Source organism: Agrobacterium sp. LAD9 (assembly GCF_003031125.1).
GTDB classification, from domain to species: domain Bacteria; phylum Pseudomonadota; class Alphaproteobacteria; order Rhizobiales; family Rhizobiaceae; genus Agrobacterium; species Agrobacterium radiobacter.
This window is the reverse complement of sequence record NZ_PHGS01000007.1, coordinates 96,309-121,830: the sequence shown is the minus strand read 5'-3', so window position 1 is coordinate 121,830 and position 25,522 is coordinate 96,309. Positions and strand designations below refer to the sequence as shown.

Genomic DNA, 25,522 nt, shown 5'->3' with positions numbered 1-25,522 from the left:
TTCTGGACTGCCGATATCAGAAAGTGTTGGACATGCCAAACCGGAAACGCTGTTCCTCGTCGTAGTCTTCCTTGGCGATCGGTACCGCGTAATCGACGCGGATCGGACCGAAGGGCGACGCCCACATCACGCCGATACCAGCAGACGCACGGATGGAGTTGTCGTCCTTCACACCTGCGCTGTTGGCAACCTTGTTGCCATAGAGCGTGCCGGCATCGACGAAACCAGCGAGGCGCAGACCGAAATCTTCCGGAACGCCAGGCATCGGAGCCGTGACTTCAGCAGACGCGGCGAAATAGGTCGTGCCGCCGATGGAGTCGGAGCCGATACGCGGACCGATACCGTCGTTCTTGAAGCCGCGAACCTGACGGCCGCCGAACTTGAACTGATCGAAAACCAGCAGATTGTCGCCCGTCGGCACCACATGACCGGCCTGACCGGTGAGCGAACCGATGACATCGTACTCATCCGACAGCGTGTAATAGAAGCGCGCCTTGGCGAAAACCTTGTAATATTCGGAATCGCCGCCGAGGCCTGCAAATTCGTTCGTCAAAGCAGCCTGCCAGCCTTCGCGCGGCATGTTGCGGTCGTCGAGCGTATTGTAGTTCAGCGTGTTCGAAATGATGGACTGCGTCCAGTCACCGCCACGGATCAGGTCTTTATAAGGCGCTGCAAGGTTGCTGCCGGTTTCCCAGTCGCCTTCGCCATCATAATTGAGCTGCTTATAGGTATACTTGAACGTTGTCGAGAGGTCCTCGGTGATCGGCGCGGTCACGCGCAGCGAGAAGCCCTGCTCGTCGTAGTCGTAATAATCTTCGCTGCGGCTCTGGCTCTTGAACAGGTCGAAACCTGCGGCAAGACGGTAGCCGAGGAAGTAAGGCTCGGTGAAGGACAGCGTGTAGCTACGTGCATCGTCTTCACCCGCACCAGCGGCGAGACGTATGTACTGTCCACGACCGAGGAAGTTCTTTTCTTCGATGGAGGCTTCGAGCAGAACGCCGTCGTTCTGCGAGTAACCCGCACCGATACCGAACGAACCCGTCGACTGGTCTTCCACATCGACAACAATCACGACGCGGTCAGGCGCGCTGCCGCCGGCAGTCGAGATATTGACCTTCGAGAAATAACCGAGCGCTTCAAGACGGCGCTTTGCAGCCGTAATGACCGTCTGGTTGAACGCGTCGCCTTCGGAGATATCGAACTCGCGACGAATGACGTAGTCACGCGTACGGGTGTTGCCACGGATTTCGATGCGCTCGACATAGGCGCGCTCGCCCTGATCGACGATATAGGTTACGCCGATGGTGTTGCCAGCCATGTCACGGTCGCCGCGCGGCGTTACGCGGGCAAAGGGATAACCTTCGCCGGCCACGCGCTTGGAAATCGCTTCCATGCTCTGCTGAACTTCCTTGGCGCTGTAGCTGCCACCCTGACGGGTTTCCACGAGGCCCTGAAGTTCGGAACCATCGACGCCCGGAACGGTCGATTCGACCGCGACGTTGCCGAAGTTATAACGCTGACCTTCATCGACCGTGATGGAGACGGTGTATTCGTTCTTGGACTCGTCCAGCACCGCCTCGGAGGACACGACCCGGAAGTCGGCGTAACCGCGGTTGTAATAGAACTGGCGCAGCGCCTCTTCGTCGGCGCGCAGCTTGTCCTCGTTATAAACGTCCTTACGCGTCAGGAACGACAGCATGTTGGACTTCTTGGTATTGATGACAGCGGCCAGACGACCATCGCTGTAGGCATTGTTGCCGACGAAATCGATACGGCCGATCTTCGTGCGCTCGCCTTCATTGATGACGAAAGCAATGTTCACACGGCCCTGACCGACGGAAACGGTCTGCGTGGTGATTTCGACGTCACTACGGCCGATCGCGGCATAGGCTTCCTTGATGCGGGCGATATCCGCCGTCACGATAGCCTGATTGAAGGGGCCAAGCGCCTGTGTCTGTACGACGCCGGCGAGCTTGTCGTCCTTGATCTTGCGGTTACCGTTGAAGACCACCTGGTTGACCAGCTGGTTCTCGTTAACAGTAACGACCAGCGTGCTGCCGGAAACGCGCATGGAGACATTCGAGAAGTAACCGGTGGCGTAAAGACGCTTCACCGATTCATCGATATCCGAATTGGAAAAGTTCTTACCCGGCGCAATGGTGATGTTGGAGCGCACGGAGTCCGCACCGGACCTCTCGGCCCCGCGAACATCGATCTTGCTGATGACGGCTGCATTCGCAACACCAGCAGAGGCAAGCACGCCAAGGCCCGCAACCGAAGAAACACCAGCAGACAGCGCAACCGCCGACACCGCGTTCAAAAATCTTGAACCAGCCTTCATTTCAATTCTTACCTTTTTACGTTGTCCCTCAGCGGGCGGAACCCGACTCCGGCCATGTGCGTCGTTTTACCTGCTTTTCCCCTACAAGCAAGTCAGAACGTTAAATTCTGTTTACTTCGTGATCCAGAGTGGCGCATTCGCCACTTCGGCATAAAAACAAGGTAAACAAACAACTAACAAAACCGTTAAAACACAATCCTCAGCCGATCAAGCTGCTGATATCATTCCATGTTGCAAAAACCATAAGACCCAAAATCATCATCATGCCGATACGGAACGCGACTTCCTGCGCGCCCGCGCCGAGCGGCCTGCCGCGAATGGCCTCGATCGCGTAAAACACCAGATGGCCGCCGTCCAGAACCGGGACGGGCATCAGGTTCAGCAGACCGATCGAAACGGAAAGGACTGCGGCAAGCTGGATAACGGCGGAAATGCCGAGCGTCGCCATCTGGCCGGACGCCTGCGCGACACGCACCGGACCGCCCAGCTGATCGGCATTCATGCGGCCGGTCACGAGGTTGCCGATATAGTTGAAGGTGCCGGTAATGACGTGGCCGGTTTCGCGCACGCCCTCAACCAGCGCCTCGGTCGGCGAATATTCGATGTGGCGGAAATTGCCGCTGGTCTGGTCGGTGACGATGCCGATAATGCCCATTTCCAGCTTGTTGCCGAACTGGTCAGTGGTTTCCGTGCGCGTCGGAACCATCGGCAGCTTCAGCTCCTCGCCTGCCCTTTCGACAGTTACGGTGATCGGCGTGCCCGGGCGGATGCCGACGTAACGACGGACATCCTCGAAAGTCATCACCTTTTCGCCATCGATCGCGACCAGTCGGTCGCCGGGCCGCACGCCAGCTGCGGCGGCAGCGCTGTTTTCGCGCACTTCCGCCACGACTGGATCGGCAATCATCCGACCATAAATGCCGAAAAGCACCGCGAAGATGAGAATGGCGAGAATGAAATTTGCGATCGGGCCCGCAGCAACCGTGGCCGCTCTTTTCCACAGCTTTGCGCCGGAAAGCGTCTGCGCCCTCTCCTCCAGCGACATATGCGACAGGCCGGAACTATCCGGTTTGCTGGCGGCATCCTCATCACCGAAGAACTTGACGTAACCGCCGAGCGGGATCGCGGAAATCTTCCATCTCGTGCCGCGCTTGTCGGTGAAACCGATCAGCTCCGGGCCGAAGCCGATGGAAAATGCCGTGGAACGGATGCCGCACCAGCGCCCGACCAGATAGTGGCCCATTTCATGGACAAAAACGAGCAGGGACAGCACCAGGATGAAGGGCACGATATAGCCGGTCAGAAAGCCGGTCGCCGCCATTACTGTGTTCATGACAATCTGCCCTTTATGTCGTGACCTTTCGCGCCGCTCAGAAACCCGGCAACAGACCGCCGCCCGATCCGGGCACGTCGCCGGTTGCCGCCGCATGCACGAAAGCAATGAGGAATACCGTAAAGCAGGCGAAAACAAGACCGTCAACACGGTCCATGAAGCCGCCATGGCCCGGAATGAGATGGCTGGAATCCTTGACCTGGAAACGTCGTTTCACGAAGGATTCAAAGAGATCACCTATCTGGCTGAATACCGACAGGATGAACGCGAGCCCCAGCACCAGCAGGCTGATTCTGCCGTGATAGGCCATGGACACCGCGCCGCCGCCGATCACAGCCGCCACTGCCCCGCCGATCGCACCCGACCAGGTCTTGCCGGGCGAAATCGAAGGCGCAAGCTTCGGCCCGCCAATGGCGCGTCCAACGAAATAGGCGAGAATATCCGTCGACCAGACAACGGCGAAGATGAAAAGGATGGACACGAAGCCCGTCAGCTCCTCACCGCGAATGGCCGCCAGCGAGATGCCGCTCAGACCCGCATAAAAAATGCCACCCACCAGCCACCAGTTCCTGCCGCGCAAAACCGGAAACAGGGCTGCGGTCAGCGTGAAGCCGGATAAAAGCGGCAGATCGAGCGAGGATTCGCCGAAAATCGTGTTGCCGGCGATAACGGCGACCGCGAACCAGCCCCAGGCATTGCCGGTCGGGTTGGCCTCCGACAGCCGGGTAATCGTCGACCATTCATAATAGATGAGGATCGCCAGAAGACCCGCGACGATGCGGAACAGAATGCCGCCATACCAGGTCGCGGCCAGAATGACCGCTGCCATGACGATTGCGGAGACGATCCGCAGTCTGAGTTCACGGCTCATCAGGCGCCTGCCACGGCAACCTGCTCGGTGAGTGCACCAAAGCGGCGGTCACGCGTTGCATATTGCTCGATTGCGGAGAAGAATCGCTGGCGGTCGAAGTCGGGCCAATATTCGGGAACGAAGAGGAACTCAGAATAAGCGGCCTGCCAGAGCAGGAAGTTCGACAGGCGCTCTTCGCCGCTGGTGCGGATGATAAGATCCGGATCCGGCATGCCCGACGTGTCAAGCCGGGCCGAAATCATCTCCGGCGTGATCGAAGCAGCATCGAGCCGGCCTTCGGCGACATCACGGGCGATTGCCACCGTGGCGCGCGCAATCTCGTCACGGCTTCCATAGTTGAAGGCGATCACCAGCGTCAGCTTGGTATTGCCAGCCGTCATCTGCTCCGCCTCTTCGAGGAGAGAGCGTATGTCGGTCTTCAGCCCCTGCCGGTCACCGATGATCCGCACGCGGACATTTTCGCGATGCAGTTCGGCAAGGTCACGCCGGATGAAAGCCTTCAAAAGCCCCATCAGGTCACTCACCTCGGATTCGGGCCTGCGCCAGTTTTCCGACGAGAAGGCAAACAGCGTGAGATAGCGTATTCCGCAATCACCGGCCGCGCGCACGGTCTCGCGTACGACCTCCACCCCGCGGCGATGCCCCATCACGCGCGGAAGACCGCGCTGCTTTGCCCAGCGTCCATTGCCATCCATGATGATGGCGACGTGCTCGGGTATGGAGGAACGTGTCGTCGTCGGCATATCGATCCAGTAACAGGGCAGCGCGGAATTAAAACGAATAAAATACAGGTCTATCGCAAGCGATATCAGACCTGCATGATTTCCTTTTCCTTCTCGGCAAGCAAGCGGTCAATTTCCGAAATCGTGTCGTCGGTCATTTTCTGCACCTTTTCCGACTGTCCACGGCTTTCGTCCTGACCGATGTCACCATCCTTTTCGGCTTTTTTCAGACCATCCATGCCGTCGCGGCGCACATGGCGAATCGCGACCTTGGACTTTTCGGCATAGTCATGGGCGACCTTGACGAGCGACTTGCGGCGCTCTTCGTTCAGTTCAGGCAGCGGAATTCTGAGGTTCTGACCATCGACGATCGGGTTGAGGCCGAGATTGGATTCGCGGATCGCGCGATCGACGGCATTGACCATCGACTTGTCCCAGATGTTGACGCCGAGCATGCGCGGCTCCGGAACCGTGATGTTTGCGACCTGGTTGAGCGGCACTCGCGAACCGTAAGCTTCAATGGTGACCGGATCGAGAATGTTGGCCGAAGCCCGGCCGGTACGCAGCGATGCGATATCGCTCTTGAATGCGTTGATGGCGCCATCCATGCGGCGCTTGATATCGTTGAGGTCAATACCACTCATCTTGATACTCCGTCTCTGTCGGCTGTAGCCGGAATTCGCCCAGGGGGCGGCGTCTTTTTTGATTACTTGTCGTGCACGATGGTCTTGCGGCCACCGCCGGTCAATATCTGCGCGAAACCGCCCTTCTCGTGGATCGAGAAGACGATGATCGGAATATGGTTTTCGCGGGCAAGCGCGACAGCGGCGATATCCATGACCGCCAGGCCCTTGCCGAGCACTTCGCTATGGGTCAACTCGTCGAAACGGGTAGCTGTCGGATCCTTCTTCGGATCGGCAGAGTAGATGCCATCCACCTGGGTACCCTTGAAGATCGCCTCGGCGCCCATTTCCGCGGCGCGAAGCGCTGCAGCAGAATCGGTGGTGAAGAACGGGTTGCCCGTACCGCCGGCGAAAATCACCACACGCCCCTGTGCGAGATGGTGAAGGGCGGCGCGCTGGGAGAAGCTCTCACAGATTTCAGGCATCGCGATTGCCGAGAGAACGACGGTGTCGATGCTGAGCTTGCGCAGCGACGTGGCGAGCGCCAGTGCATTGATGACGGTCGCCAGCATGCCCATATGGTCGCCGGTAACGCGGTCGCCCCCCTTGGAGGCCACGGCCACGCCGCGGAAAATATTACCGCCGCCGACGACAACGCCGACTTCAACACCCATCGCCCTCGCCTCGGCGATATCGGAGGCGATACGGTCGGCCACCGCCACATCGATACCGAAACCCTGATCGCCCATAAGGGCTTCACCGGAAGCCTTGAGAAGAACACGTTTGTAGATCGGCTTGGAAGACATCATGACTCCTCGGAAATGTAACCGAAACGCGGATACACGAAGGGCACCGCGTTGTCACGCGATGCCCTCCCGTTTTCCCAAGATTGGGTAAATATAATCAGCCCTTGGCGACTGCGGCGACTTCTGCTGCGAAATCGCTTTCTTCCTTTTCGACGCCTTCGCCGAGCAGCAGGCGAACCATGCCCGTCACTTCGATGGAAGCGCCAGCTTCCTTTTCGGCTTCCTTGACGGCAGCGCCGACAGTGATGTCGGGGTTGATGACGAACGCCTGCGACAGAAGAGCGACTTCTTCGAAGAACTTGCGCATACGGCCATCAACCATCTTTTCGATGATGGCTTCCGGCTTGCCGGATTCGCGGGCCTGTTCGATGAAGACGTTGCGCTCGCGCTCGGCCACGGCAGCGTCGACTTCTTCGGCGCGGATGGCGAGCGGGTTGGTCGCAGCGATGTGCATGGCAACCTGGCGGCCGATCGAGTTCAGAACGGCCTTGTCGCCGTCCGACTTCAGGGCAACGAGAACGCCGAGCTTGCCGATGCCGTCGCCGGCAGCGTTGTGGATATAGGTCGCAACAACACCGTGCGGCACTTCGAGTGCAGCCGAGCGGCGCAGCGTCATGTTTTCGCCGATCGTCGCGATCGCGTCCTTGATGCTGTCGGAAACGGACTTGCCGGTTGCCGGATAGGTCGCAGCGGAAACAGCGTCAACGGTGCCGTCGGTGGTGAGGGCAACCTGGGCGATACCGCGGATGAGGTCCTGGAACGCGTCGTTGCGGGCAACGAAGTCGGTTTCGGAGTTCAGCTCGACAACAACAGCCTTGTGACCCATGGTGGCAACGCCGACCAGACCTTCGGCAGCCGTGCGGCCGGACTTCTTGTCGGCCTTTGCGATGCCCTTGGCGCGCAGCCAGTCGATCGCCGCTTCCATGTCGCCATTGGTCTCAGCAAGAGCCTTCTTGCAGTCCATCATGCCTGCGCCAGACTTCTCGCGCAGTTCCTTCACCATTGCGGCTGTGATTTCGGTCATTGTTTGCCTCTTATCGGTTCGATCGGTCAGCCGGCGGAATTTGCCGTGCCGAAGTTCTGGGTGATGACTGTACCCGGCCGCACACCCTTTGAAACCGAAGAGGATTTCAGGAAAGGGGCATGCGCATTCCCAAGTGCTGCGGCGTCTCCATACATCGAAATGATGGGTGCCGCCGAAGTGTGACAGCGTTATGAAGACTGCCTTGCGTTTCAACCACGTCAGACGCCAGCGGTTTCCAAAAAACGTGGCGGAGCGCTTGAAACGAACAAGGCCGTCAACCCATTGAAGGTCTTTGACGGCCTTGTCATATCCTGGTCGAGGAGACGGCGATTAAGAAATCGCCGCCAGACAGGGCCTAAATCAGGCGCCAGCCTCGTCTTCGAGAGCGGGCTCGATCGGAGCTTCTTCAGAAGCGCCGATGTCGCGGCCGGAAGCACCCTGCTGACGGGCAATACCGTCGATGGCAGCGCGGGCAATCAGGTCGCAGTAGAGCGAGATGGCGCGCGAAGCATCGTCGTTACCCGGGATCGGGTAGTCGATATGGTCCGGGTCGCAGTTGCTGTCGATGATCGCAACGACCGGAATGCCAAGACGCTTGGCTTCTTCGATCGCGATCTTTTCCTTGTTGGTGTCGATGATGAACATCAGGTCCGGAACGCCGCCCATATCGCGGATACCGCCGAGAGCCTTTTCGAGCTTTTCGCGCTCGCGCTCAAGGTTCAGGCGTTCCTTCTTGGAGTAGCCGGAGCCTTCCGAGTTCAGGATTTCGTCAACCTTGCGCAGACGCTGGATCGAGTTCGAAATGGTCTTCCAGTTGGTCATCATGCCGCCGAGCCAGCGGGAGTTGACGTAGTACTGGGCCGAACGCTTTGCGCTGTCGGCGATGATTTCGGACGCCTGACGCTTGGTGCCGACGAACAGAACGCGGCCACCACGGGCAACGGTGTCGGACACGACCTGAAGGGCGCGCGACAGCATCGGAACGGTCTGAGCCAGGTCGATGATGTGGATGTTGTTACGGTCGCCGAAGATGTACGGCTTCATCTTCGGGTTCCAGCGGTGCGTCTGGTGGCCGAAGTGAACACCAGCTTCCAGAAGCTGACGCATAGAAAAATCGGGCAATGCCATGCCTTGTTACTCCTTTTCCGGTTTAACCCCCGCGAAGCGAACAGCGCCGATTTTCATCGACACCACCGGGCGGAACGGACCGGATTTCTCCCGGAACATCCCAAGCTTCGCGTGTGGAATGGTGAGCCGCATACAGTCGCCCGCGTGAAAATGCAAGCATTTATGCGAAAAAACCGGCAAAATAGCCGCGTTTCAGCGAACCGGCTTGTTTTCGCAGGTTTCGGGCTTGAGAATATCGAGCTTCGCAAGCTTTCCCGTCAGAACGAAATCGCCGTAATCCATCGTCAGATCGCGGGTGATTCCGTTTTCGTAAAGCTTGAACGACATGCGGTAGATCGGCAGGGCGTCGGTGCCGGTCTTGTCGTTGTAATAGGCGATCGTTACCGGCCAGAAGGCAGCCTTGGCGAATTCGCCCGCCTTGCCGGCGTCGGCATCGCCATCCTTCGGCATTTGCGACTTGCCGACCAGCGTGGAGGTGATCAGGCTTTCATCGCCATCATCAGAACCGTCGAATATCCGGGATTCGAAAATGCGCTTTCCCTGTTTCGCATGTTCGATGACCTGAAACATGTGCTGTGTCGGGAATTCGCTGGCGACGAGACTGATCTGGCGGGCATCCGGCCGGGTCAGATCGACCTTCACGCCCTCGGTGCTGTCGGTTGCCGCCCCCTGCACTTCCTTGTCCAGCTTGTCGTCGGTGTAGGATTTGGTCTCGAAGGTGAATTTCTTCGCGGCAAGGTCTTCGAAAGTCGTGGTCTGCTGATCGGTCATGCGCACGGCGTCGCCGGTGTTGATCTGCGTCACGAAACGGAAATCGGTCTTGTAACCCTGACAGGATGAGCCGGTGAATTCATAGACCATGCGGCCGGTCATGCCCTCGATGCCGGAGCGATCCGACGCATCCTTGAGTTCGAGATCGTAGACGGCGCGGTGGGCGACGAGATCCGGAACCGTGACGGGCAAGGCATTGGCAGCGCTTGACAGGCCGGTCATAAGCCCTGTTGCGGCAACGAAACCAAGCGTCCTGACAAACATGCAATATCTCCTGTTGGACTCGCCGCTCATATTGTACAAGCAACCGCCCGGCTTTTGGATCAACATCTTCTGAATGCCGGATTCTTGAAGGATTTACAACAAAACCGGAGACGAAAATGTCGGACGTCATCGAAGGCCGCCTCAAGGAACTTGGCTTCACGCTTCCCGTCGCCGCGGCGCCAGCCGCAAACTACGTTCCGTTCACCATCAGCGGCAATCTTCTTTATGTATCGGGTCAACTGCCGATGGAATCAGGCAAGATTGCGGTGACGGGCCTCGTTGGCCGCGATGTTGACGTGCCAGGCGCCCAGCGCGCGGCCGAATTATGCGCCGTCAACATTCTCGCACAGGTCAAGGCCGCTTTGAATGGTGACCTCTCGAAAATCCGCCGTGTCATCAAGTTGAATGGCTTTGTTGCCTCGGTTCCGGAGTTCGTGGAACAGCATCTCGTCATCAATGGCGCCTCCAATCTTCTCGCCAATGTTCTCGGTGATGCCGGCAAACATGCCCGTGCCGCCGTCGGCATGGCATGCCTGCCCTTCAACGCTTCAGTCGAAATCGACGCCATCGTGGAAATCGACGTATGACGCTCAAGCTTTCCTGGCTGACGGCTGAGCCCGTCGCCCATCGCGGTTATCATGATCTCAACAAGGCGGTCTGGGAAAACACGCTTTCCGCCTTTTCCCGCGCCATCGAGGCCGGTTTCGCCATCGAATGCGACGTTCAGCTGGCAGCCGACAGCGTTCCGGTGATTTTTCACGACGACGACATGGCCCGCCTGACGGGCATCAAGGGCGACGTGCGCGAACGCACATCGGCCGAGCTGTCCCTTCTTGCCGTCGGTCAGACCAAGGATCGGGTTCCAACGCTCAAGCAGCTTCTGACGCTCTGCGCCGGCAAGGTGCCGCTGGTGATCGAGCTGAAGGGCCGTGCCGGCGAAGGCGTCGATGACGGTTTTGCCGAGGCGGTTCTGGAAGACCTTGAGGGCTACAAGGGCCATGTGGCGCTGATGAGCTTCGACCATCACCTGCTGAAGGACCTGAAGGCTGCGGGCTCGCCCTGGCCGCTGGGCCTCACCGCCGAGGGCGACAAGCCGGAAGACTTCTTCAAACATGATGAAGCGATGCAGCTGGGGCTCGATTTCATCTCCTATCATTGGGGTCATCTGCCCAACAGCTTCATCGAAGCGCAAAGAAAACTCGGGCTTCCGGTGATTACCTGGACGGTCAGGGATGAAAATGCGCGCGAGACTACCTATAAATATGCGGACCAGATGACATTCGAAGGTTTCGACCCGAGAGAGAACCCATCCGCGACGGCATGACAGAAGACTATTCCATCAGCATTGCGCAATCCTTTGGGGATATCGATCCGGAAAGCTGGAAACGGCTTTCCGGAACATCGCGCAATACATCAGGAAAACACTACAACCCTTTTATCTCCCATGAATTTTTATCATCCATGGAAGAGTCAGGGTCAGCGACAGCCAAGACCGGCTGGCTTGGCCACCATCTTCTTCTCGAAAATGCCTCCGGTGTGCTCGTCGGCGCAGTGCCGGCCTATCTGAAAAACCACAGCAAGGGCGAATACGTCTTCGACCACGGCTGGGCGGATGCTTTCGAGCGGGCCGGCGGCCACTATTATCCGAAGCTGCAATGCTCGGTGCCCTTCACGCCGGCAACCGGGCCACGCCTGCTCGTTTCCGAAGCGGTGGACGAAACGCGCTTTAAACCGCTTCTTGCCTCCGGCCTCGCCCAGGTGACCGAAAAGATCGGCGTCTCTTCCGCCCATGTCACGTTTCTCGAAGAAGACGATCTGTCTGCCCTTCTGCCCCGTGATTTCCTGCACAGGACAGACCAGCAGTTCCACTTCATCAATGATGGCTATCGCGACCACGATGATTTTCTCGATGCCCTTTCTTCGCGCAAGCGAAAGGGGCTGAAAAAGGAACGCCGTGCGGCGCTGGAACACGGTATCGAGATCGACTGGTTGACCGGAAGCGACCTCACCGAAGACATCTGGGACCAGTTCTTCGCCTTCTACATGGATACCGGCAGCCGCAAATGGGGCCGGCCTTATCTCACGCGGGAGTTCTATTCGCTGATCGGCGAGCGCATGGCCGATGATGTGCTGCTGGTGATGGCGAAACGCGATGGGCGCTATATTGCGGGGGCAATCAACTTCATCGGCTCGGATGCGCTTTATGGCCGCCACTGGGGTTGCATCGAGGATCATCCCTTTCTGCATTTCGAGGTCTGTTACCATCAGGCAATCGATTTCGCGCTGGCGAAGGGTTTGAAACGGGTGGAAGCGGGCGCTCAGGGCGAGCACAAGCTGGCGCGCGGTTACGTGCCGGTGACGACCCATTCGGCGCATTTTATCGCCCACCCGGGCCTGCGCCGCGCCATTGCCGATTATCTTCAGCGCGAACGCGAAGAGGTCGAACATATCGGCGATTATCTTGATGAACACACACCCTTCCGCAAGGGCGAGAGACAGGAACCGGACGTATAGTCCGCTATGAGGAGAGATCACGATGACGGCCAGCGCCTATGACGACAACAATATCTTCGCAAAAATCCTGCGTGGCGAAATTCCGAGCCACAAGCTCTACGAAGACGAGCATACGCTTGCTTTCATGGATGTCATGCCGCAGGCCCCCGGCCATCTGCTCGTCGTTCCCAAGACCGGCTCGCGCAACCTGCTCGATGCCGACCCGGAGGTTCTGGCAAGGACAATTCCCGTGGTGCAGAAACTCGCCGTCGCGGCCAAGGAAGCCTTCGATGCGGACGGCGTCTTCGTCGCCCAGTTCAATGAGCCGGCGGCCGGGCAGACCGTTTTCCACCTGCATTTCCACGTCATTCCGCGCAAGGAAGGCGAGCCGTTGAAGCCGCATTCCGGCGTGATGGCCGATGGCGAGGTACTGAAGGCCCACGCGGCGAAGATAAAGGCGGCGCTTGCTTCGTGATGCGTGCCAAGACGCCAACGCGTCTGGCAGAACCGCAGCTTCCGCACATCGTCACCCCGGACTGGATTCGCGGTCCAGCGCGATCAAATCCTTGATCACAAGAGACTATCCTTACGGCGCAGACGCGCCGTGACTGGATGCCGGGTCTAGTCCGGCATGACGGCGGTGGTGCTTATCATCATTCCACAGGCTGATACGCATTCCTCTGCGGCCATGGCCAGCCTTCAAGCACCGCCATATCCGGCCGGAATATCTCCACCTTCAACGGATAACAGGCCGCCGTATCGCTGGAATGCGTGGCGCTGCAATCGCCGCCCGGGCAGGCGGAAAGTGCGCCGATAAGATCGATCTCCGCAAAAAGCTCCAGATAATCTCCCGGCCGCACCGGGCTCGCCTTCATGAAATATTGATGCGTGTCGCGGGTAAAGCCCGTGCACATGAACACGTTCAGCACGTCGTGCACATGCGGCTCAGCCTCCGCGAACGACAGGCCTTTGGCCGCGGCGAGCGCATTCGTCAGGTTCGAATGGCAGCAATGGTGATAGTCGCCGCCGCTCAAAAGCCTGTTGGTATAGGGGTCGCAGCGAGTACCGATCACGTCATGCACCCCGCCCCCATCCTCGTCGAAGCCATACCATGACAGCGTGTCGTGCGTGATGGTCGCCATTGGCCGCAGCGATGGCAGGTTGCTCCAAAGCCGATTGCCGACCGAAACGTGGGTGGCGTGCAGGGCGCGGGTCTTGCCGCTGAAAAACCGCTCGGTCAGATCATGGGCGTTCCAGAGGTTCAGGTCTCCCACCTGCGGACCTTCGATGCTCACGATGCGAAAGAAATGTCCCTTCGGCACATGAAAGGTGCGGCCGTCACGCGGCGGCACGATGACCTCATCGATCTTTTCCATGCCATTCTTTGCCTGCGCCAGGCGCGCGAGGTCCGGCGTCTCAAGCGTGCCGTTCGGATAAACGACAACAGGACGGACGGCGCGGCGTGCAGCGGCGTCAGCGGGTTCGGCGACGGGCATGGGGGTCATGAAATCCTCTGAGCGATGAAAATACCGATGCGAAATTGCGTCAGGAATACCCGCCTGACAAGACGGGTTTTTCTTGCGCTCAGACCAAGTCTGACTTAGCCTTGGCGATCATGAAACTGCCTCCCCTTGCCACCCTCCGCGCATTCGAAGCCGCGGCCAGAAGAACGAGTTTTTCTCTGGCCGGGCAGGAACTCGGCATGACGGCGACTGCCGTGAGCCAGCATGTTCGCAATCTGGAGGCCTGGCTTGGCGTGGCCCTGTTCGAGCGGCATGCCAGAGGCGTGAGGCTCACCCAGGCCGGCCGGGAATTCGGCCTTACGGTTTCGTCAGGCCTGCGGCAGATCGCCTCCGACGCAGAGCGGATCCGTCACGGTCGTGACCGCATGACCGTCCGCCTTGCCAGCCTGCCCTCCGTCGTGGCGCATTTTCTGACTCCCCGCCTGCCCCGCTTCCGGGCGCTTTACCCGGATATCCGGGTATCCATCAGCTATTCCGGAGCACATCATGCAATACCGGCTGATCTGACCATAGAGCATGGGGTGGTCTCCGGGGAAAATGCCGTAGCTCTCTTTAGCGCTGAGACACGGCCGACATGCGCGCCAAGCTATGCCGCCGAATTCGGTCCTTTCGACGACGTTGACAGCCTGTTGCGAGCGGAATTGCTGCATGACGATACCGAAGCGGCATGGCAGAACTGGTTCGCAGCCGACGGGATATCCCTTCCCGATAATGCCGGCCCCGTTTTCGCGGATTTCAATCTGCTCGTGACCGCACTCAAAGCCGGACAAGGCGTCGGCCTTTGCCCGACGGCGCTTCTTCACCACGAGATTGCCAACGGTCAACTGACCGTGTTTTTCGACCGGGCCGCCGATACGGATAAATATTACTGGCTGATGGAAGCAGAAGAGATGACCGCCCCGGCCCGCATATTATCGGACTGGCTTGTTGCGGAAGCCCGGGAGAGCGAAACGCGTCGCAATTATTCTGCCGCGACGATCTGAATACGGGAGGCGGCCGCCGCTTCGGTCAGTTCCCTCGCCGACAGCCGGTTGAGCAGGCGGGACGATACAGCACAAATGACGACAAAAGCAGCGAGACCGCCGAAAACATCCGAAAGATGGTGTCCACCCTGAACAAGAACGGCCAGCGGCATCAACAGGTTTATCGGCAAGATCGCTGCCATCACCGCCCAGTGGCGCGGCATGAACCAGACTGACATTGCCGCCATGAAGATATGAAACGATGGAAAGCCGATCAGCCCCAGGACATTTTTGGGAGAAAGATAGACTACTCCCTCGGTTATAAGGCGGTTCAACTCTTGACCGTAATTATTATCAACGGCCAGGGGGATAGCCTGTGATACCCACTGCGGCAATTGCACATAGGCTGAAGGTCCGAATGTCGGGAAGAATATCCAAAAGATGATACATGCAAACGCCCCCAGCACTCCCGTCACCAGGAAGTGGTGCAGCATCCGCTGGTTGCCGGTGAAGCCGAGCGTAAGGACGATCACCAGAAGCTGCGGCAACGATGAGGCATAGACGAAAAACAGGCCGGTTCCGATCCATGGATGGGTTGCCGCCCACAGGACGACGCCCGTCCAACTGTAGCCAAACGCTGCATCCACACCGAAAAGCACATGATCAATCGCTGGAAAGGCGACAGGTAGGAACATGTAGTTGAAAATCGAAGCGGCAAGCGTGAACAGGATGAATAGCCCGCCAGAAATCAGGGCGACTGCGATGCGAAGATCGCGCCCGCTAGTGCGATATAGCTGACCGAGGATAAAAACGCCGACGCCTGCCAGAACGCACAGAAGATATCCGGCGTAATCGACACGAATGCCTTTGACCGCAATCAATACCGCATCGATAACGAATAATGTTGCGATAAATCCAAGTACAAAACGCTCTGCCGCAAAGAGTCGCATTGAATTCCGGCCCCTGTTTCAACCAGCGGCAAAGTAGGGCAATGAGCTTAATATTCGGATAAAGCGAGCATCAGAAACCGAGTGCGAACAATCCACCCGCCAGAAACAGGATCGGAACCGCTACACCGACGATGACCCGTTGGCCCGCCAGCAGAAATGCGATGAAACCGAGTGTGGCAGCGCCGATGCGCAGCCATAGGGGTGACGCCTCAAGCGTACCGGTTGGAAAGACGATCAGCTTGGCGGTGACGGCCATGACGAGTGCGGTGGCAACCGCCCTTACCCAGTGCAGGGCCTCGGAATCCTCCTTCAGGCGGTTACCGGCGAGAACGCCGAGCCAGCGCCAGAGATCGGTCGCCAGCCAGCCGGCAATCGCGATGAAAAGATAGGGCGCCCACCAATGTTCGGTCATCATGGTTCGCTCTCCGGCGAGACGGGCTTTATCCGGCGACGAAACACCAGGCGGTCGATCAGATAGGCCGCCGTACCGCCGCCGATCCCGGCATAGAGAATGTCGAATTCCGGTGCAATCACCGCGAAGGCGGGTCCGGCGATGACGCCGATGACGAAGGCGACCTTGACGACGGAATGACGGGCCGAAGCCCAGATAGATGCCACGAAATAGACCGGTGTGAGAAAAAACAGCACGCCGGCGACAAGAGGCGGAAAGGCGGCGACGATGCCGTAACACAGGCCGACGATGATGGCATTGACCACGGTGAGCGTAATACCGAAACCGGCGAACCAGGCGGCGCGGGCTTCACGCGGCACCTTGGAAAGATTCTGCGTGGCAAAGACCCAGGCGGTGATTGCAACGAAGTGTGAGAGGAACAGTAAAATCCATGTCGGCGTCTTCGCGCCGCGCATTTCCGGAACGATGGAGGCGACCATCGGCATCATCCGGACCGAAGACAGCGTCACCGCCAGAAAACAGGCGGCGAGATTGGCGCCGCCGACCATGGAACCAATCAGGATCATCTTGGCCGGCAAGGCCCAGATGACAAGCGTCATGAACACCGCTTCGCCGCGCGCAACCCCGGATTCGAGTGCGAAAGCGCTGAAACCGACGAAAGATGTCATGAGAATGAGCGAGGGCAGCGAGAATATGCCCCGCATCCCCCGGAAAAACCAGCCGCGCAATGGGATGGTATCGCTGTCGGCAGTGTGCATTGCTGACCCACTCGAGCATGTCGCCCGAGAATGCCGTGGCCTCGGGGTAACGTCATGCATGAAACAAAAATGAAACGCGTCGCAGGTATCAGGTAAAACGCGACGCATTTCATACATGAAAATGCCGGGCTTTCGCCCGGCACCGGTTTATCGATCAAAGACCGTGATCATTTTTTCTTCGGCACTTTCGGCACCGTATTGGTCTTGCGCCGCGGCTTGCTGGCCTCATCAGACTTATCGGCCTCGGCAACAAGGACATCCGCCTCTTCCTTGGCTTTTGCCGCCTTGGAAGCAGTTTTTGCCTTTGCCTTGCCCGGCGATTTGGCCGCCTTCAGTTCGGCCTCCGGCTGCGGCTTAACGGGCGCGGTCTCCGGTAGAACCTCAAGCTTGAGGCCGTCGGAGCCGTCATCCTTCTTGCCGACGGTGACGCTGACGACGCCGCCCTTCTTGAGCTTGCCAAAGAGGATTTCGTTGGCGAGCGGCTTCTTGATGTGCTCCTGGATCACGCGCGACAGCGGGCGTGCGCCCATCTTTTCGTCGTAACCCTTCTCCGCCAGCCACGAGATCGCATCTTCATGCAGATCGAAGGTGACGTTGCGCTCGGAGAGCTGGGTTTCCAGCTGCATGACGAACTTCTGCACCACCTTGTGGATAACGGCAGTCGGCAGCGGCGAGAACGGAATGATCGCATCCAGACGGTTGCGGAACTCCGGCGTGAACAGGCGGTTGATCGCCTCTTCATCCTCGCCCGTGCGGCGCGAAGAGCCGAAACCGATCGCCGATTTCGCCATTTCGGACGCACCCGCATTGGTCGTCATGATGAGGATGACGTTGCGGAAGTCGATCTTCTTGCCGTTATGGTCGGTCAGTGAGCCGTGGTCCATCACCTGCAACAGGATGTTGTAGATATCCGGATGCGCCTTTTCGATTTCGTCCAGCAGCACCACGGAATGCGGATGCTGGTCGACGCCGTCGGTCAGAAGACCGCCCTGATCGAAGCCGACATAACCGGGAGGTGCGCCGAGCAGACGCGACACGGTATGGCGTTCCATATATTCCGACATGTCAAACCGTAGCATCTCGACGCCAAGCGAGGCGGCAAGCTGCTTGGCCACCTCCGTCTTGCCCACGCCCGTCGGGCCGGAGAAGACATAGGAGCCGATCGGCTTGTTCGGTTCGCGCAGGCCGGCACGCGCCAGCTTGATGGCCGTGGCAAGCGCCTCGATGGCGATGTCCTGACCGTAGACGACCGAGCGCAGTTCCTTTTCAAGGTTGGCGAGGACCATCTCGTCATCCTTGGAAACCGTCTTCGCGGGAATGCGGGCCATCGTCGCGATGGTGACCTCGATTTCCTTTTCGGTTATCAGCTTGCGGCGCTTGGACGCTGGCAGCAACATCTGCGCCGCACCGGTTTCGTCGATCACGTCGATTGCCTTGTCCGGCAGTTTCCGGTCGGAAATGTAGCGGGCCGACAACTCAACGGCCGCCTTGATCGCATCGTTGGAATATCGCAGGTGGTGATATTCCTCAAAATAGGGCTTCAGGCCCTTCATGATCGCGATGGTGTCATCGATAGAGGGCTCGTTGACGTCGATCTTCTGGAAGCGGCGCACAAGCGCACGATCCTTCTCGAAGAACTGGCGATATTCCTTATAGGTGGTCGAACCGATGCAGCGGATCGCACCCGACGACAGCGCCGGCTTCAGGAGGTTCGAAGCATCCATCGCACCGCCGGACGTTGCGCCCGCACCGATGACGGTGTGGATTTCGTCGATGAACAGAACCGCGCCCGGATACTCTTCGAGTTCCTTGACGACCTGCTTCAGACGCTCTTCGAAATCACCGCGATAACGGGTTCCGGCGAGCAGCGTGCCCATGTCGAGCGAGAAGATCGTGTCATTGGCGAGCGCTTCCGGCACCTTGCCTTCAACGATACGCTTGGCCAGACCTTCGGCGATCGCCGTCTTGCCCACGCCGGGATCGCCCACATAGAGCGGGTTGTTCTTGGAGCGGCGGCAGAGAATCTGGATCGTGCGGTTGACCTCGTCGTGACGGCCGATCAACGGATCGATCTTGCCGTTTTTCGCCTTTTCATTGAGGTTGACGCAATAGGCCTTCAGCGCATCCTGCTGCTTCTTGGCGGAAGATCCCTCTTCCTCGGGATTGCTGCGGCTCGCCTTGTTTTCACCTTCGGGCTCATCAGCACCGCGCGGCGCGCGCGTCTGCGACGTGCCCGGACGCTTGCCGATGCCGTGGGAGATGTAATTGACCGCATCGTAACGGGTCATCTCCTGCTCCTGCAGGAAATAGGCGGCGTGGCTTTCGCGCTCGGCGAAAATGGCGACGAGCACGTTCGCGCCGGTCACTTCCTCGCGGCCGGATGATTGCACGTGAATGACGGCCCGCTGGATGACCCGCTGGAAGCCGGATGTGGGCTTGGAATCCTCGTCGTAACCGGTCACGAGGTTGGTCAGTTCGTTGTCGACGTAATCGCTGACAGTCTTGCGCAGCGCATCGAGATCGACGTTGCAGGCGCCCATCACGGCAGCGGCATCCGCGTCGTCGATCAGCGCCAGAAGGAGATGTTCAAGCGTCGCATATTCGTGGTGACGCTCATTTGCAAAGGTCAGTGCCTGGTGCAGCGCCTTCTCGAGACTCGGGGAAAAAGTTGGCACGTTGCGATCCTCATTTCTTTTCCATGACGCATTGCAGCGGATGCTGGTGCTGTCGGGCGAAATCCATGACCTGGCTTACTTTCGTCTCTGCGACCTCATATGTAAACACCCCGCATTCGCCCACGCCGTGCTGGTGCACGTGCAGCATGATACGGGTTGCCGCTTCGCGATCCTTCTGGAAAAAACGCTCCAGAATATGGATGACAAACTCCATGGGAGTGTAGTCGTCATTCAGTAAAAGAACACGGTACAAATTCGGTCTTTTCGTCTTAGGCTTGACGCGGGTGATAACAGACGTTCCGCGGTTGGTGCCGCCGCCGTCTTCCCCTTCGCCCTCGCCCTGCATGTAGATCGGCTTAGCGATCATCTTTCATCATTCTCCAAACTGTTCTCAAACCGACAGTTCTTTGCCAGGAGGGAGAACTTCGCCTCTTCATATCTAGGTCGTTAAGACGCGATTTTAAGCCCCTTGCGAAACGGTGCAATCACTATTGCGTTTGCGAAGAGGCAAACCTCGGGAAAAGTGCGGATATGGAGGCAGCTAAAGCGCGGGAAGACATGAGCCAGCATTGGCGGCACGTTTTCAGGCCGAATGCAAACGGGTACGACAGGTCTCAGCCTGCCGAATCCGGTTCGCCGCCGCCGGCCTTACTCCTTGTCGTCAAGCATTTCGCGAACGGCGATGGCGAGCTGCTTCAGCGAGAACGGTTTCGGCAGGAAACCGAACTTGGCGTCCGCCGGCAGGTTCTTTGCAAAGGCATCCTCGGCATAACCCGAAACAAAGATGAATTTCAGATCGGGGTAGGACTTGCGCAACTCTCTCAGCAGCGACGGACCATCCATTTCCGGCATCACGACGTCGGAAACGACGATATCGACCTTGCCTTCCAGTTCCTCCATCACCTCAAGCGCCTCGGTGCCGGAGCCGGCCTCGTGCACAGTGTAGCCGCGGGTTTCCAGCATGCGCTTGCCGCCGCGCCGCACCGCCTCCTCGTCTTCCACCAGAAGCACGACGGCGGAGTTGCCGGTCAGGTCCAGCGGCTCTTCCTTCACGGGTTCGGGTGCGGCCACGGGGGCGAGAGCCGCCTGACCGGGCTGCTGGCCGGCAACGGCTTCCACCACATGGCGCGGCAGGTAGATACGGAAGGCAGTGCCCTTGCCCACTTCCGATTCGGGATAGATGTAACCGCCCGACTGCTTGACGATGCCATAGACCATAGAGAGGCCAAGACCCGTGCCCTTGCCCACTTCCTTGGTGGTGAAGAAGGGCTCGAAAATCTTGTCCATGATCTCGGGCGGAATACCCGTGCCGTTATCGGCAACTTCCACCATCACCATGTCTTCGGCCGGGAATTCCGGACGGCCAAGCGCTGCGATCTCTTTCTCGTCGACGTTGCGCGTCCTGATGGTGATCTTGCCGCCGTCAGGCATGGCGTCACGCGCATTGACGCAGAGATTGATGAGCACCTGCTCGAATTGCGACAGGTCGGTCTTCACCGGCCACAGATCACGGCCGTAATCGACTTCCAGCTTGACATTGGTGCCTGATATCAGCCGGTCGACCAGCATGCGCAGATCGCCGATCACGTCAGTCAGGTTGAGGATGGCCGGACGCATGGTCTGCTTGCGCGAGAATGCCAGCAGCTGGCGCACCAGCACCGCTGCGCGATTGGCGTTGCGCTTGATCTCCATGAGGTCGGCAAAGCTCGGATCGGCCGGCCTCGCCTGCAGCAGCAGATGGTCGGACGACAGCAGGATGGCGGTCAACACGTTGTTGAAATCGTGGGCGATGCCGCCTGCGAGCGTGCCCACCGCATTCATCTTCTGCGTCTGCGCCATCTGGGTTTCGAGCGCCTTCTGCTCGGTCACCTCTATAGCGTAAACGATCGCCACCTCTTCCGGGGCTTCATCATCCTGATCGATCACGGCATTGACGTAGAAACGGAAATGCCTGCCCTCGTCGCTCGGATGACGGGAATCGAAGGGCGCGATATCGCCCTGACGATCCTTGGCTTCGGCCAGCGCCTGTTCGAGCCGCGGCTTTTCGTTGTCGTGAAGCACGGTTTCAAGCGCCACGCCACGGTCGATATCATCGCGCCCGACAACGCCGGAGAACAGCTTGAGGAAAGGCGCGTTGATGCGCAGGATGCGGCCATCGCCGTCGAGCGAGGCAATCGCCATCGGCGTGTTGTTGAAAAAGCGGGTAAAGCGCATGGCGGAGGAGGATTCGGTGTCCTCCTGCCCCTTCGGACGCATAAGCACAATGGTCCGGCTCTCACCCGGCGCGCCGTCCTTTGCGGTGACCTGATGCACGAGGCGGGCCGGCATGCTCTGGCCATTCACCCGGCGCATGTCGAGATCAAGGATTTCGGTGCGCTTGGCAGAACCCTGGGGCTGGACGGATTCGATCAGCGCCATGCCTTCGCCGGCGACGATGTCGGAAACGGTCATCGAACCGGGTGAAAACTGCGCGAGATCTATGCCGAGCCATTCGGACAGGGTGGCGTTCAGATAAACGATCTCGCCCTTGCGCCCGGCGGAAAAGAAACCGGCCGGGGCATGATCGAGGTAATCGATGGCATTCTGCAATTCGCGGAAAAAGCGCTCCTGATCCTCGCGCTCCGGCGTGATGTCGGCGATCTGGAAGACGTGCAGCCCCTCGCCGCCCGCATCCTTCAGCACCCGGCCCTTCAGCCGGTACCAGTGCGGCCCCGCATTGGAATCCCCGCCCAGCGGTTTCAGCAGCCGAAATTCTTCGTAGCCATCGCGGCCTTCGCGCAGCACGTTGATGAGCCGGTAAAGCGCTTCGGTGGATTCCCGGCTGCGCGACAGAAGCGTCTCGAGGCTCTGGATATCGCTCGCCTTCGTGGTGCCGCTCATGCGGCAATAGGTTGCGTTGGCATAGACCATATGCCCCTTGGCATCGGTGATCAGCGTGCCTTCGGGGTGAGCCGACAGGAAGCGGCGGGCAAGTCCGTCAGATTGCGACTGCGGCATGACCTCGATGAAGCCAATGATCGACGACACCAGAAAGAAGATGCCCATCATCGCCAGCACGCCGAGAATGCCGAGCACGATTTCGTTTTCCAGCGAATCCTTGAAATAGACAAAGGCGGCGGCAGCCGCGATCAGAACCAGCGCCAGAAGCAGAATACGCAGCACCGTGCCGGAACGGGCACGCCTGTCCACCAGCGGAAGGTCGTTGTCGCTTGTCTCGCGCACCCGTGTCATCTTGGCCTCGCAGTCGTGCAGGTCGTCATTCGGTCAGCCTTATTTCCTTGACGGAATCGGGCAGCAGAATTTCTTGTAGCAACTCGCTTGACCGGCAAAAAGCTCCGCCAGGACACAAAGGCTTAAAAACGCACAGCGAAAACGGCCTGAAAGGTGTATAAAAGCGTTGAGAGACTACTGCCTGGTACAGGTAAGCTCCTTCACCTGACATTGGATGCGTGGCGCGGAACAGACGATCTTGCCGTCAGCGACGGTGCAAACCGAGCATCCGTCAGTGAAGTCGAGGCAGGAGGGATTATCGCGCACGAACTCCGCCATGGTCGCTACGTTATCCGGCGCCTTGTCTTCGGCCCTCACGATCGAATGCGGGAACGCGAAAGAGGATAGCAACAGCAAAACAATAATGAAATGCCGAGCAAGGGAGCCGTCAATGCGCAATGCTTGGAACATTCAGAACCGCTCCTTCGTCAAAAGAATTGCAACTTTCACTGTCTCTCAGCATTGAAGGACGAGATGAGGCGCTTTGGTGGCGTCTTCACGTTTGAGGCGGCAATCCTGTGGGGCGAAATGAATAAACCTTGTATCACGCCCAAAAAAATCGTCTTTTCCTGCTTGATGTTCACAATATAAGAACCACGGCAATATTAATTGCCCAAGAAATTAAAAAGCCAGAAAATCTGAAGGGATGATCTCCATGATGGAAGATTTTATCGGCACCTATGGAAACCGTCTCATCGTCGCCGTTGTTGGTGTGGGCGTGGCCCTGCTCATTCTGGCGATTGCGCTGTGGCTTATGCGCAGACGCAGCGGTTCGGCACCATTCATTCGAGGCGGGCGCAACCGGCAGCCGCGCCTACAGGTTCTCGACGCAACGGCCGTGGATGCGCGCCGCCGTCTGGTGCTGGTGCGCCGCGACAATGTCGAGCATCTGGTCATGATCGGCGGCCCGACGGATATCGTCATCGAAAGCGGCATAGGCGCGATCCCAATCGTCAGGGATGTGCAGGAGCCGGAACTGAAGGCGCTGCCGCGTCAGGAAAGCGAACAGAAGAGAGCCGAGCCGACGATCCAGCAGGAACGTCGCCCCGCCCTGCCGCAACAGCAACCCGTTACCGCGGCGGCCCCCGTTTCCGTGCCTGAAGAACCCGCAAGGCAACCACAACGGCCGGAGCCGCCGGCACCTGCGCCGCGTCCCGCACCAGTTGCAGCCGCCGCCGCCCAGGTTCCGCCACGCCCATCAACCCAGCCGCAACCCGTCTCCACGCCTGTGACGGCGCGCGAACCCGTTCCGCCGGCAAGACAGACCGCGCCCGAGCGGGAGACAGTTCGGCCCACGCCGCCGCCAATACCCGTTGCTGCGGCTCCGGCTGCCGCCGTCTTGCACATGGCGGCTGCATCGCTAGACATGGCTGCAGCCCGGACGGAACCCAGGCGTGCCGAACCTGTCATGCCGGCCCCGGCACCCGTTGCACCGCCGATCCCGGCACAGACGCCCGTACAGGCAAAGGCGGAAGAACGGACTGCGGAATTCGCCCCGCCGGTTTTTGCCGCACGCGAGCCGGTGATCGACCAATCCATCGCCGCTGATTTTCTCGACGCGGCCCGGGAGCGTGTCCTTCCCGACCTGAATCCAGGGCAGACGACGTCCCCCGCACCGTTTCCGCCCAGACCTGAAAATCCGGCTGTGGCTTCCAACGACGCCGAGCCGAAATTTTCCGACGAGCTCGCCAGCGATTTCGAGAGCTTCCTCGAGGCGGAGATCGCCAAGAGCAAGGAGGCGGATAACGAACCGTCCATCGCCCCTGTCGCGGAAAAGCAGGCCAAGACCCAGCCCGCCTCCCCGCCTGTCACCGGCGCTTCACCGGATGGAGACATGCAGAAGGAAATGGCGCGTATCTTCGGAGAACTTTCCGTTACCCGTGACCGCTGACGGGCTCGGGCCTTTCGACCAGAAATTCGAAATAGAAAAAGGGCACGGAAGCGAATTCCGTGCCCTTTTTATTTGTCTGCGATTTGAAGGCTTGCTTGCCGCAGCGCCTTATTCGTCGCGGTAGACTTTTTCGCGACGCTCGTGACGCTCCTGCGCCTCGATGGAGAGCGTTGCAATCGGGCGGGCGTCCAGACGCTTGAGGCCGATAGGCTCGCCGGTTTCCTCACAGTAACCGTAAGTGCCGTCTTCGATCCGCTGAAGGGCTGCATCGATCTTTGAAATCAGCTTGCGCTGACGGTCGCGGGCGCGAAGTTCGATCGCCCGGTCCGTTTCGGAAGAAGCCCGATCAGCGAGATCAGGGTGGTTGGCGCTTTCTTCAGCGAGATGTCCGAGGGTCTCGCGCGCTTCTCTAAGGATGTCATTTTTCCAGGCGACCAGCTTCGCGCGGAAGTACGCCCGCTGGCTGGCATTCATGAACTCATCGTCTTCCGAGAGCACATATTTGCTAAGATCGATCTTCTCACTCAACGCGATTCTCCTCGAAGAACATCTCAATGCGGCGGTGTATACTCCAATGATAGTGGCCGATTCAAGTCTGCAGATCAGTTTTCAGGCATTTTTAAAACTGACACAAAAATCATCTAAATGACTAATTTTTATTCTTTATTCGTATTGAAGCGAACTCTTCTTCAATCACGTCAACGC

The 25,522-nt window shown here is 58.9% G+C and carries 25 protein-coding genes; 6 read left to right on the top strand and 19 right to left on the bottom strand.

From position 1 onward, the window contains the following. Positions 1-16: 16 nt before the first annotated feature. The 10 genes from bamA to DA915_RS07160 all read right to left on the bottom strand — a co-directional run bounded on the left by bamA (position 17) and on the right by DA915_RS07160 (position 9,883). Positions 17-2,341 (bottom strand): outer membrane protein assembly factor BamA, encoded by a 2,325-nt coding sequence (bamA, locus tag DA915_RS07200; protein ID WP_107675505.1) that lies wholly within the window; start codon positions 2,339-2,341, stop codon positions 17-19. Between the two features lie 199 nt (positions 2,342-2,540). Beyond that, complete coding sequence (rseP, locus tag DA915_RS07195) at positions 2,541-3,662, bottom strand: RIP metalloprotease RseP (protein ID WP_162687200.1); 1,122 nt, start codon at positions 3,660-3,662, stop codon at positions 2,541-2,543. A 49-nt stretch (positions 3,663-3,711) separates the two neighbouring features. Further along, positions 3,712-4,545 carry a phosphatidate cytidylyltransferase gene (locus tag DA915_RS07190; RefSeq protein ID WP_107675504.1) on the bottom strand — a complete coding sequence of 278 codons (834 nt, stop codon included), beginning with the start codon at positions 4,543-4,545 and terminating at the stop codon, positions 3,712-3,714. Next, complete coding sequence (locus tag DA915_RS07185; protein ID WP_107675503.1) at positions 4,545-5,288, bottom strand: isoprenyl transferase; 744 nt, start codon at positions 5,286-5,288, stop codon at positions 4,545-4,547. The genes DA915_RS07190 and DA915_RS07185 overlap by 1 nt, the downstream gene beginning before the upstream one ends. Before the next feature lie 65 nt (positions 5,289-5,353). Next, on the bottom strand, positions 5,354-5,911 hold the full coding sequence (gene frr / locus DA915_RS07180; RefSeq protein ID WP_003502562.1) for a ribosome recycling factor: 558 nt from the start codon (positions 5,909-5,911) through the stop codon (positions 5,354-5,356). Between the two features lie 62 nt (positions 5,912-5,973). After that, positions 5,974-6,696, bottom strand: coding sequence for a UMP kinase (gene pyrH / locus DA915_RS07175; protein ID WP_003502561.1), 723 nt, complete (start codon positions 6,694-6,696; stop codon positions 5,974-5,976). Between the two features lie 97 nt (positions 6,697-6,793). Continuing rightward, complete coding sequence (gene tsf / locus DA915_RS07170) at positions 6,794-7,720, bottom strand: translation elongation factor Ts (RefSeq protein ID WP_003502560.1); 927 nt, start codon at positions 7,718-7,720, stop codon at positions 6,794-6,796. 360 nt (positions 7,721-8,080) lie between these two features. Next, a complete protein-coding gene (rpsB, locus tag DA915_RS07165) occupies positions 8,081-8,848 on the bottom strand; it encodes a 30S ribosomal protein S2 (RefSeq protein ID WP_003502558.1) in 768 nt (255 codons plus the stop codon). A gap of 6 nt (positions 8,849-8,854) precedes the next feature. Continuing rightward, positions 8,855-8,980 (bottom strand): hypothetical protein, encoded by a 126-nt coding sequence (locus tag DA915_RS29385; protein ID WP_003512833.1) that lies wholly within the window; start codon positions 8,978-8,980, stop codon positions 8,855-8,857. 60 nt (positions 8,981-9,040) lie between these two features. Continuing rightward, complete coding sequence (locus tag DA915_RS07160; RefSeq protein WP_003502556.1) at positions 9,041-9,883, bottom strand: cell envelope integrity EipB family protein; 843 nt, start codon at positions 9,881-9,883, stop codon at positions 9,041-9,043. Positions 9,884-9,999: 116 nt separating this feature from the next. On the opposite strand from DA915_RS07160, the gene DA915_RS07155 reads away from it, so the two are divergent. From DA915_RS07155 to DA915_RS07140, 4 genes are read left to right on the top strand one after another with little or no spacing between them, the layout of a single operon-like run. After that, a complete protein-coding gene (locus tag DA915_RS07155) occupies positions 10,000-10,470 on the top strand; it encodes a RidA family protein (RefSeq protein ID WP_003502555.1) in 471 nt (156 codons plus the stop codon). Continuing rightward, entirely contained in the window at positions 10,467-11,207 is a 741-nt protein-coding gene (locus DA915_RS07150; RefSeq protein WP_003502553.1) for a glycerophosphodiester phosphodiesterase, read from the top strand. Before DA915_RS07155 ends, DA915_RS07150 begins: the two co-directional genes overlap by 4 nt. Then, positions 11,204-12,397: a GNAT family N-acetyltransferase gene (locus tag DA915_RS07145; protein ID WP_107675502.1), complete on the top strand. Its 1,194-nt coding sequence runs from the start codon at positions 11,204-11,206 to the stop codon at positions 12,395-12,397. The genes DA915_RS07150 and DA915_RS07145 overlap by 4 nt, the downstream gene beginning before the upstream one ends. A 22-nt stretch (positions 12,398-12,419) precedes the next feature. After that, on the top strand, positions 12,420-12,851 hold the full coding sequence (locus DA915_RS07140) for an HIT family protein (RefSeq protein WP_003502549.1): 432 nt from the start codon (positions 12,420-12,422) through the stop codon (positions 12,849-12,851). A gap of 178 nt (positions 12,852-13,029) precedes the next feature. Here DA915_RS07140 and DA915_RS07135 read toward each other — a convergent pair whose 3' ends face one another. Then, positions 13,030-13,881, bottom strand: coding sequence for a DUF1989 domain-containing protein (locus DA915_RS07135; RefSeq protein ID WP_107675501.1), 852 nt, complete (start codon positions 13,879-13,881; stop codon positions 13,030-13,032). A gap of 110 nt (positions 13,882-13,991) precedes the next feature. Between DA915_RS07135 and DA915_RS07130 the strand changes: the two genes are divergently transcribed. Next, positions 13,992-14,882 carry a LysR family transcriptional regulator gene (locus DA915_RS07130; RefSeq protein ID WP_107675500.1) on the top strand — a complete coding sequence of 297 codons (891 nt, stop codon included), beginning with the start codon at positions 13,992-13,994 and terminating at the stop codon, positions 14,880-14,882. Here the strand turns inward: DA915_RS07130 and DA915_RS07125 are convergent. The 7 genes from DA915_RS07125 to DA915_RS07095 all read right to left on the bottom strand — a co-directional run bounded on the left by DA915_RS07125 (position 14,861) and on the right by DA915_RS07095 (position 23,337). Further along, positions 14,861-15,811, bottom strand: a complete 951-nt coding sequence (locus DA915_RS07125; RefSeq protein ID WP_107675499.1) for a phosphatase PAP2 family protein — start codon at positions 15,809-15,811, stop codon at positions 14,861-14,863. The two genes, DA915_RS07130 and DA915_RS07125, sit on opposite strands and share 22 nt — an antisense overlap. A gap of 70 nt (positions 15,812-15,881) precedes the next feature. Continuing rightward, positions 15,882-16,226: an AzlD domain-containing protein gene (locus DA915_RS07120; RefSeq protein ID WP_162708931.1), complete on the bottom strand. Its 345-nt coding sequence runs from the start codon at positions 16,224-16,226 to the stop codon at positions 15,882-15,884. After that, positions 16,223-16,981 (bottom strand): AzlC family ABC transporter permease, encoded by a 759-nt coding sequence (locus tag DA915_RS07115; RefSeq protein WP_003502543.1) that lies wholly within the window; start codon positions 16,979-16,981, stop codon positions 16,223-16,225. Before DA915_RS07115 ends, DA915_RS07120 begins: the two co-directional genes overlap by 4 nt. A gap of 167 nt (positions 16,982-17,148) precedes the next feature. Beyond that, positions 17,149-19,656: an ATP-dependent Clp protease ATP-binding subunit ClpA gene (clpA, locus tag DA915_RS07110; protein WP_003502542.1), complete on the bottom strand. Its 2,508-nt coding sequence runs from the start codon at positions 19,654-19,656 to the stop codon at positions 17,149-17,151. A 10-nt stretch (positions 19,657-19,666) separates the two neighbouring features. After that, on the bottom strand, positions 19,667-20,023 hold the full coding sequence (gene clpS / locus DA915_RS07105; protein ID WP_003502541.1) for an ATP-dependent Clp protease adapter ClpS: 357 nt from the start codon (positions 20,021-20,023) through the stop codon (positions 19,667-19,669). A gap of 281 nt (positions 20,024-20,304) precedes the next feature. Continuing rightward, positions 20,305-22,887: a cell cycle histidine kinase CckA gene (gene cckA / locus DA915_RS07100; protein ID WP_107675498.1), complete on the bottom strand. Its 2,583-nt coding sequence runs from the start codon at positions 22,885-22,887 to the stop codon at positions 20,305-20,307. A gap of 174 nt (positions 22,888-23,061) precedes the next feature. Then, entirely contained in the window at positions 23,062-23,337 is a 276-nt protein-coding gene (locus DA915_RS07095; RefSeq protein WP_003502539.1) for a hypothetical protein, read from the bottom strand. Between the two features lie 235 nt (positions 23,338-23,572). Between DA915_RS07095 and DA915_RS07090 the strand changes: the two genes are divergently transcribed. Then, complete coding sequence (locus tag DA915_RS07090) at positions 23,573-24,817, top strand: flagellar biosynthetic protein FliO (RefSeq protein WP_192886429.1); 1,245 nt, start codon at positions 23,573-23,575, stop codon at positions 24,815-24,817. Positions 24,818-24,925: 108 nt separating this feature from the next. On the opposite strand, the gene dksA is transcribed toward DA915_RS07090, so the two are convergent. After that, positions 24,926-25,345 (bottom strand): RNA polymerase-binding protein DksA, encoded by a 420-nt coding sequence (gene dksA, locus DA915_RS07085; RefSeq protein WP_003496274.1) that lies wholly within the window; start codon positions 25,343-25,345, stop codon positions 24,926-24,928. Between the last annotated feature and the right edge of the window lie 177 nt (positions 25,346-25,522).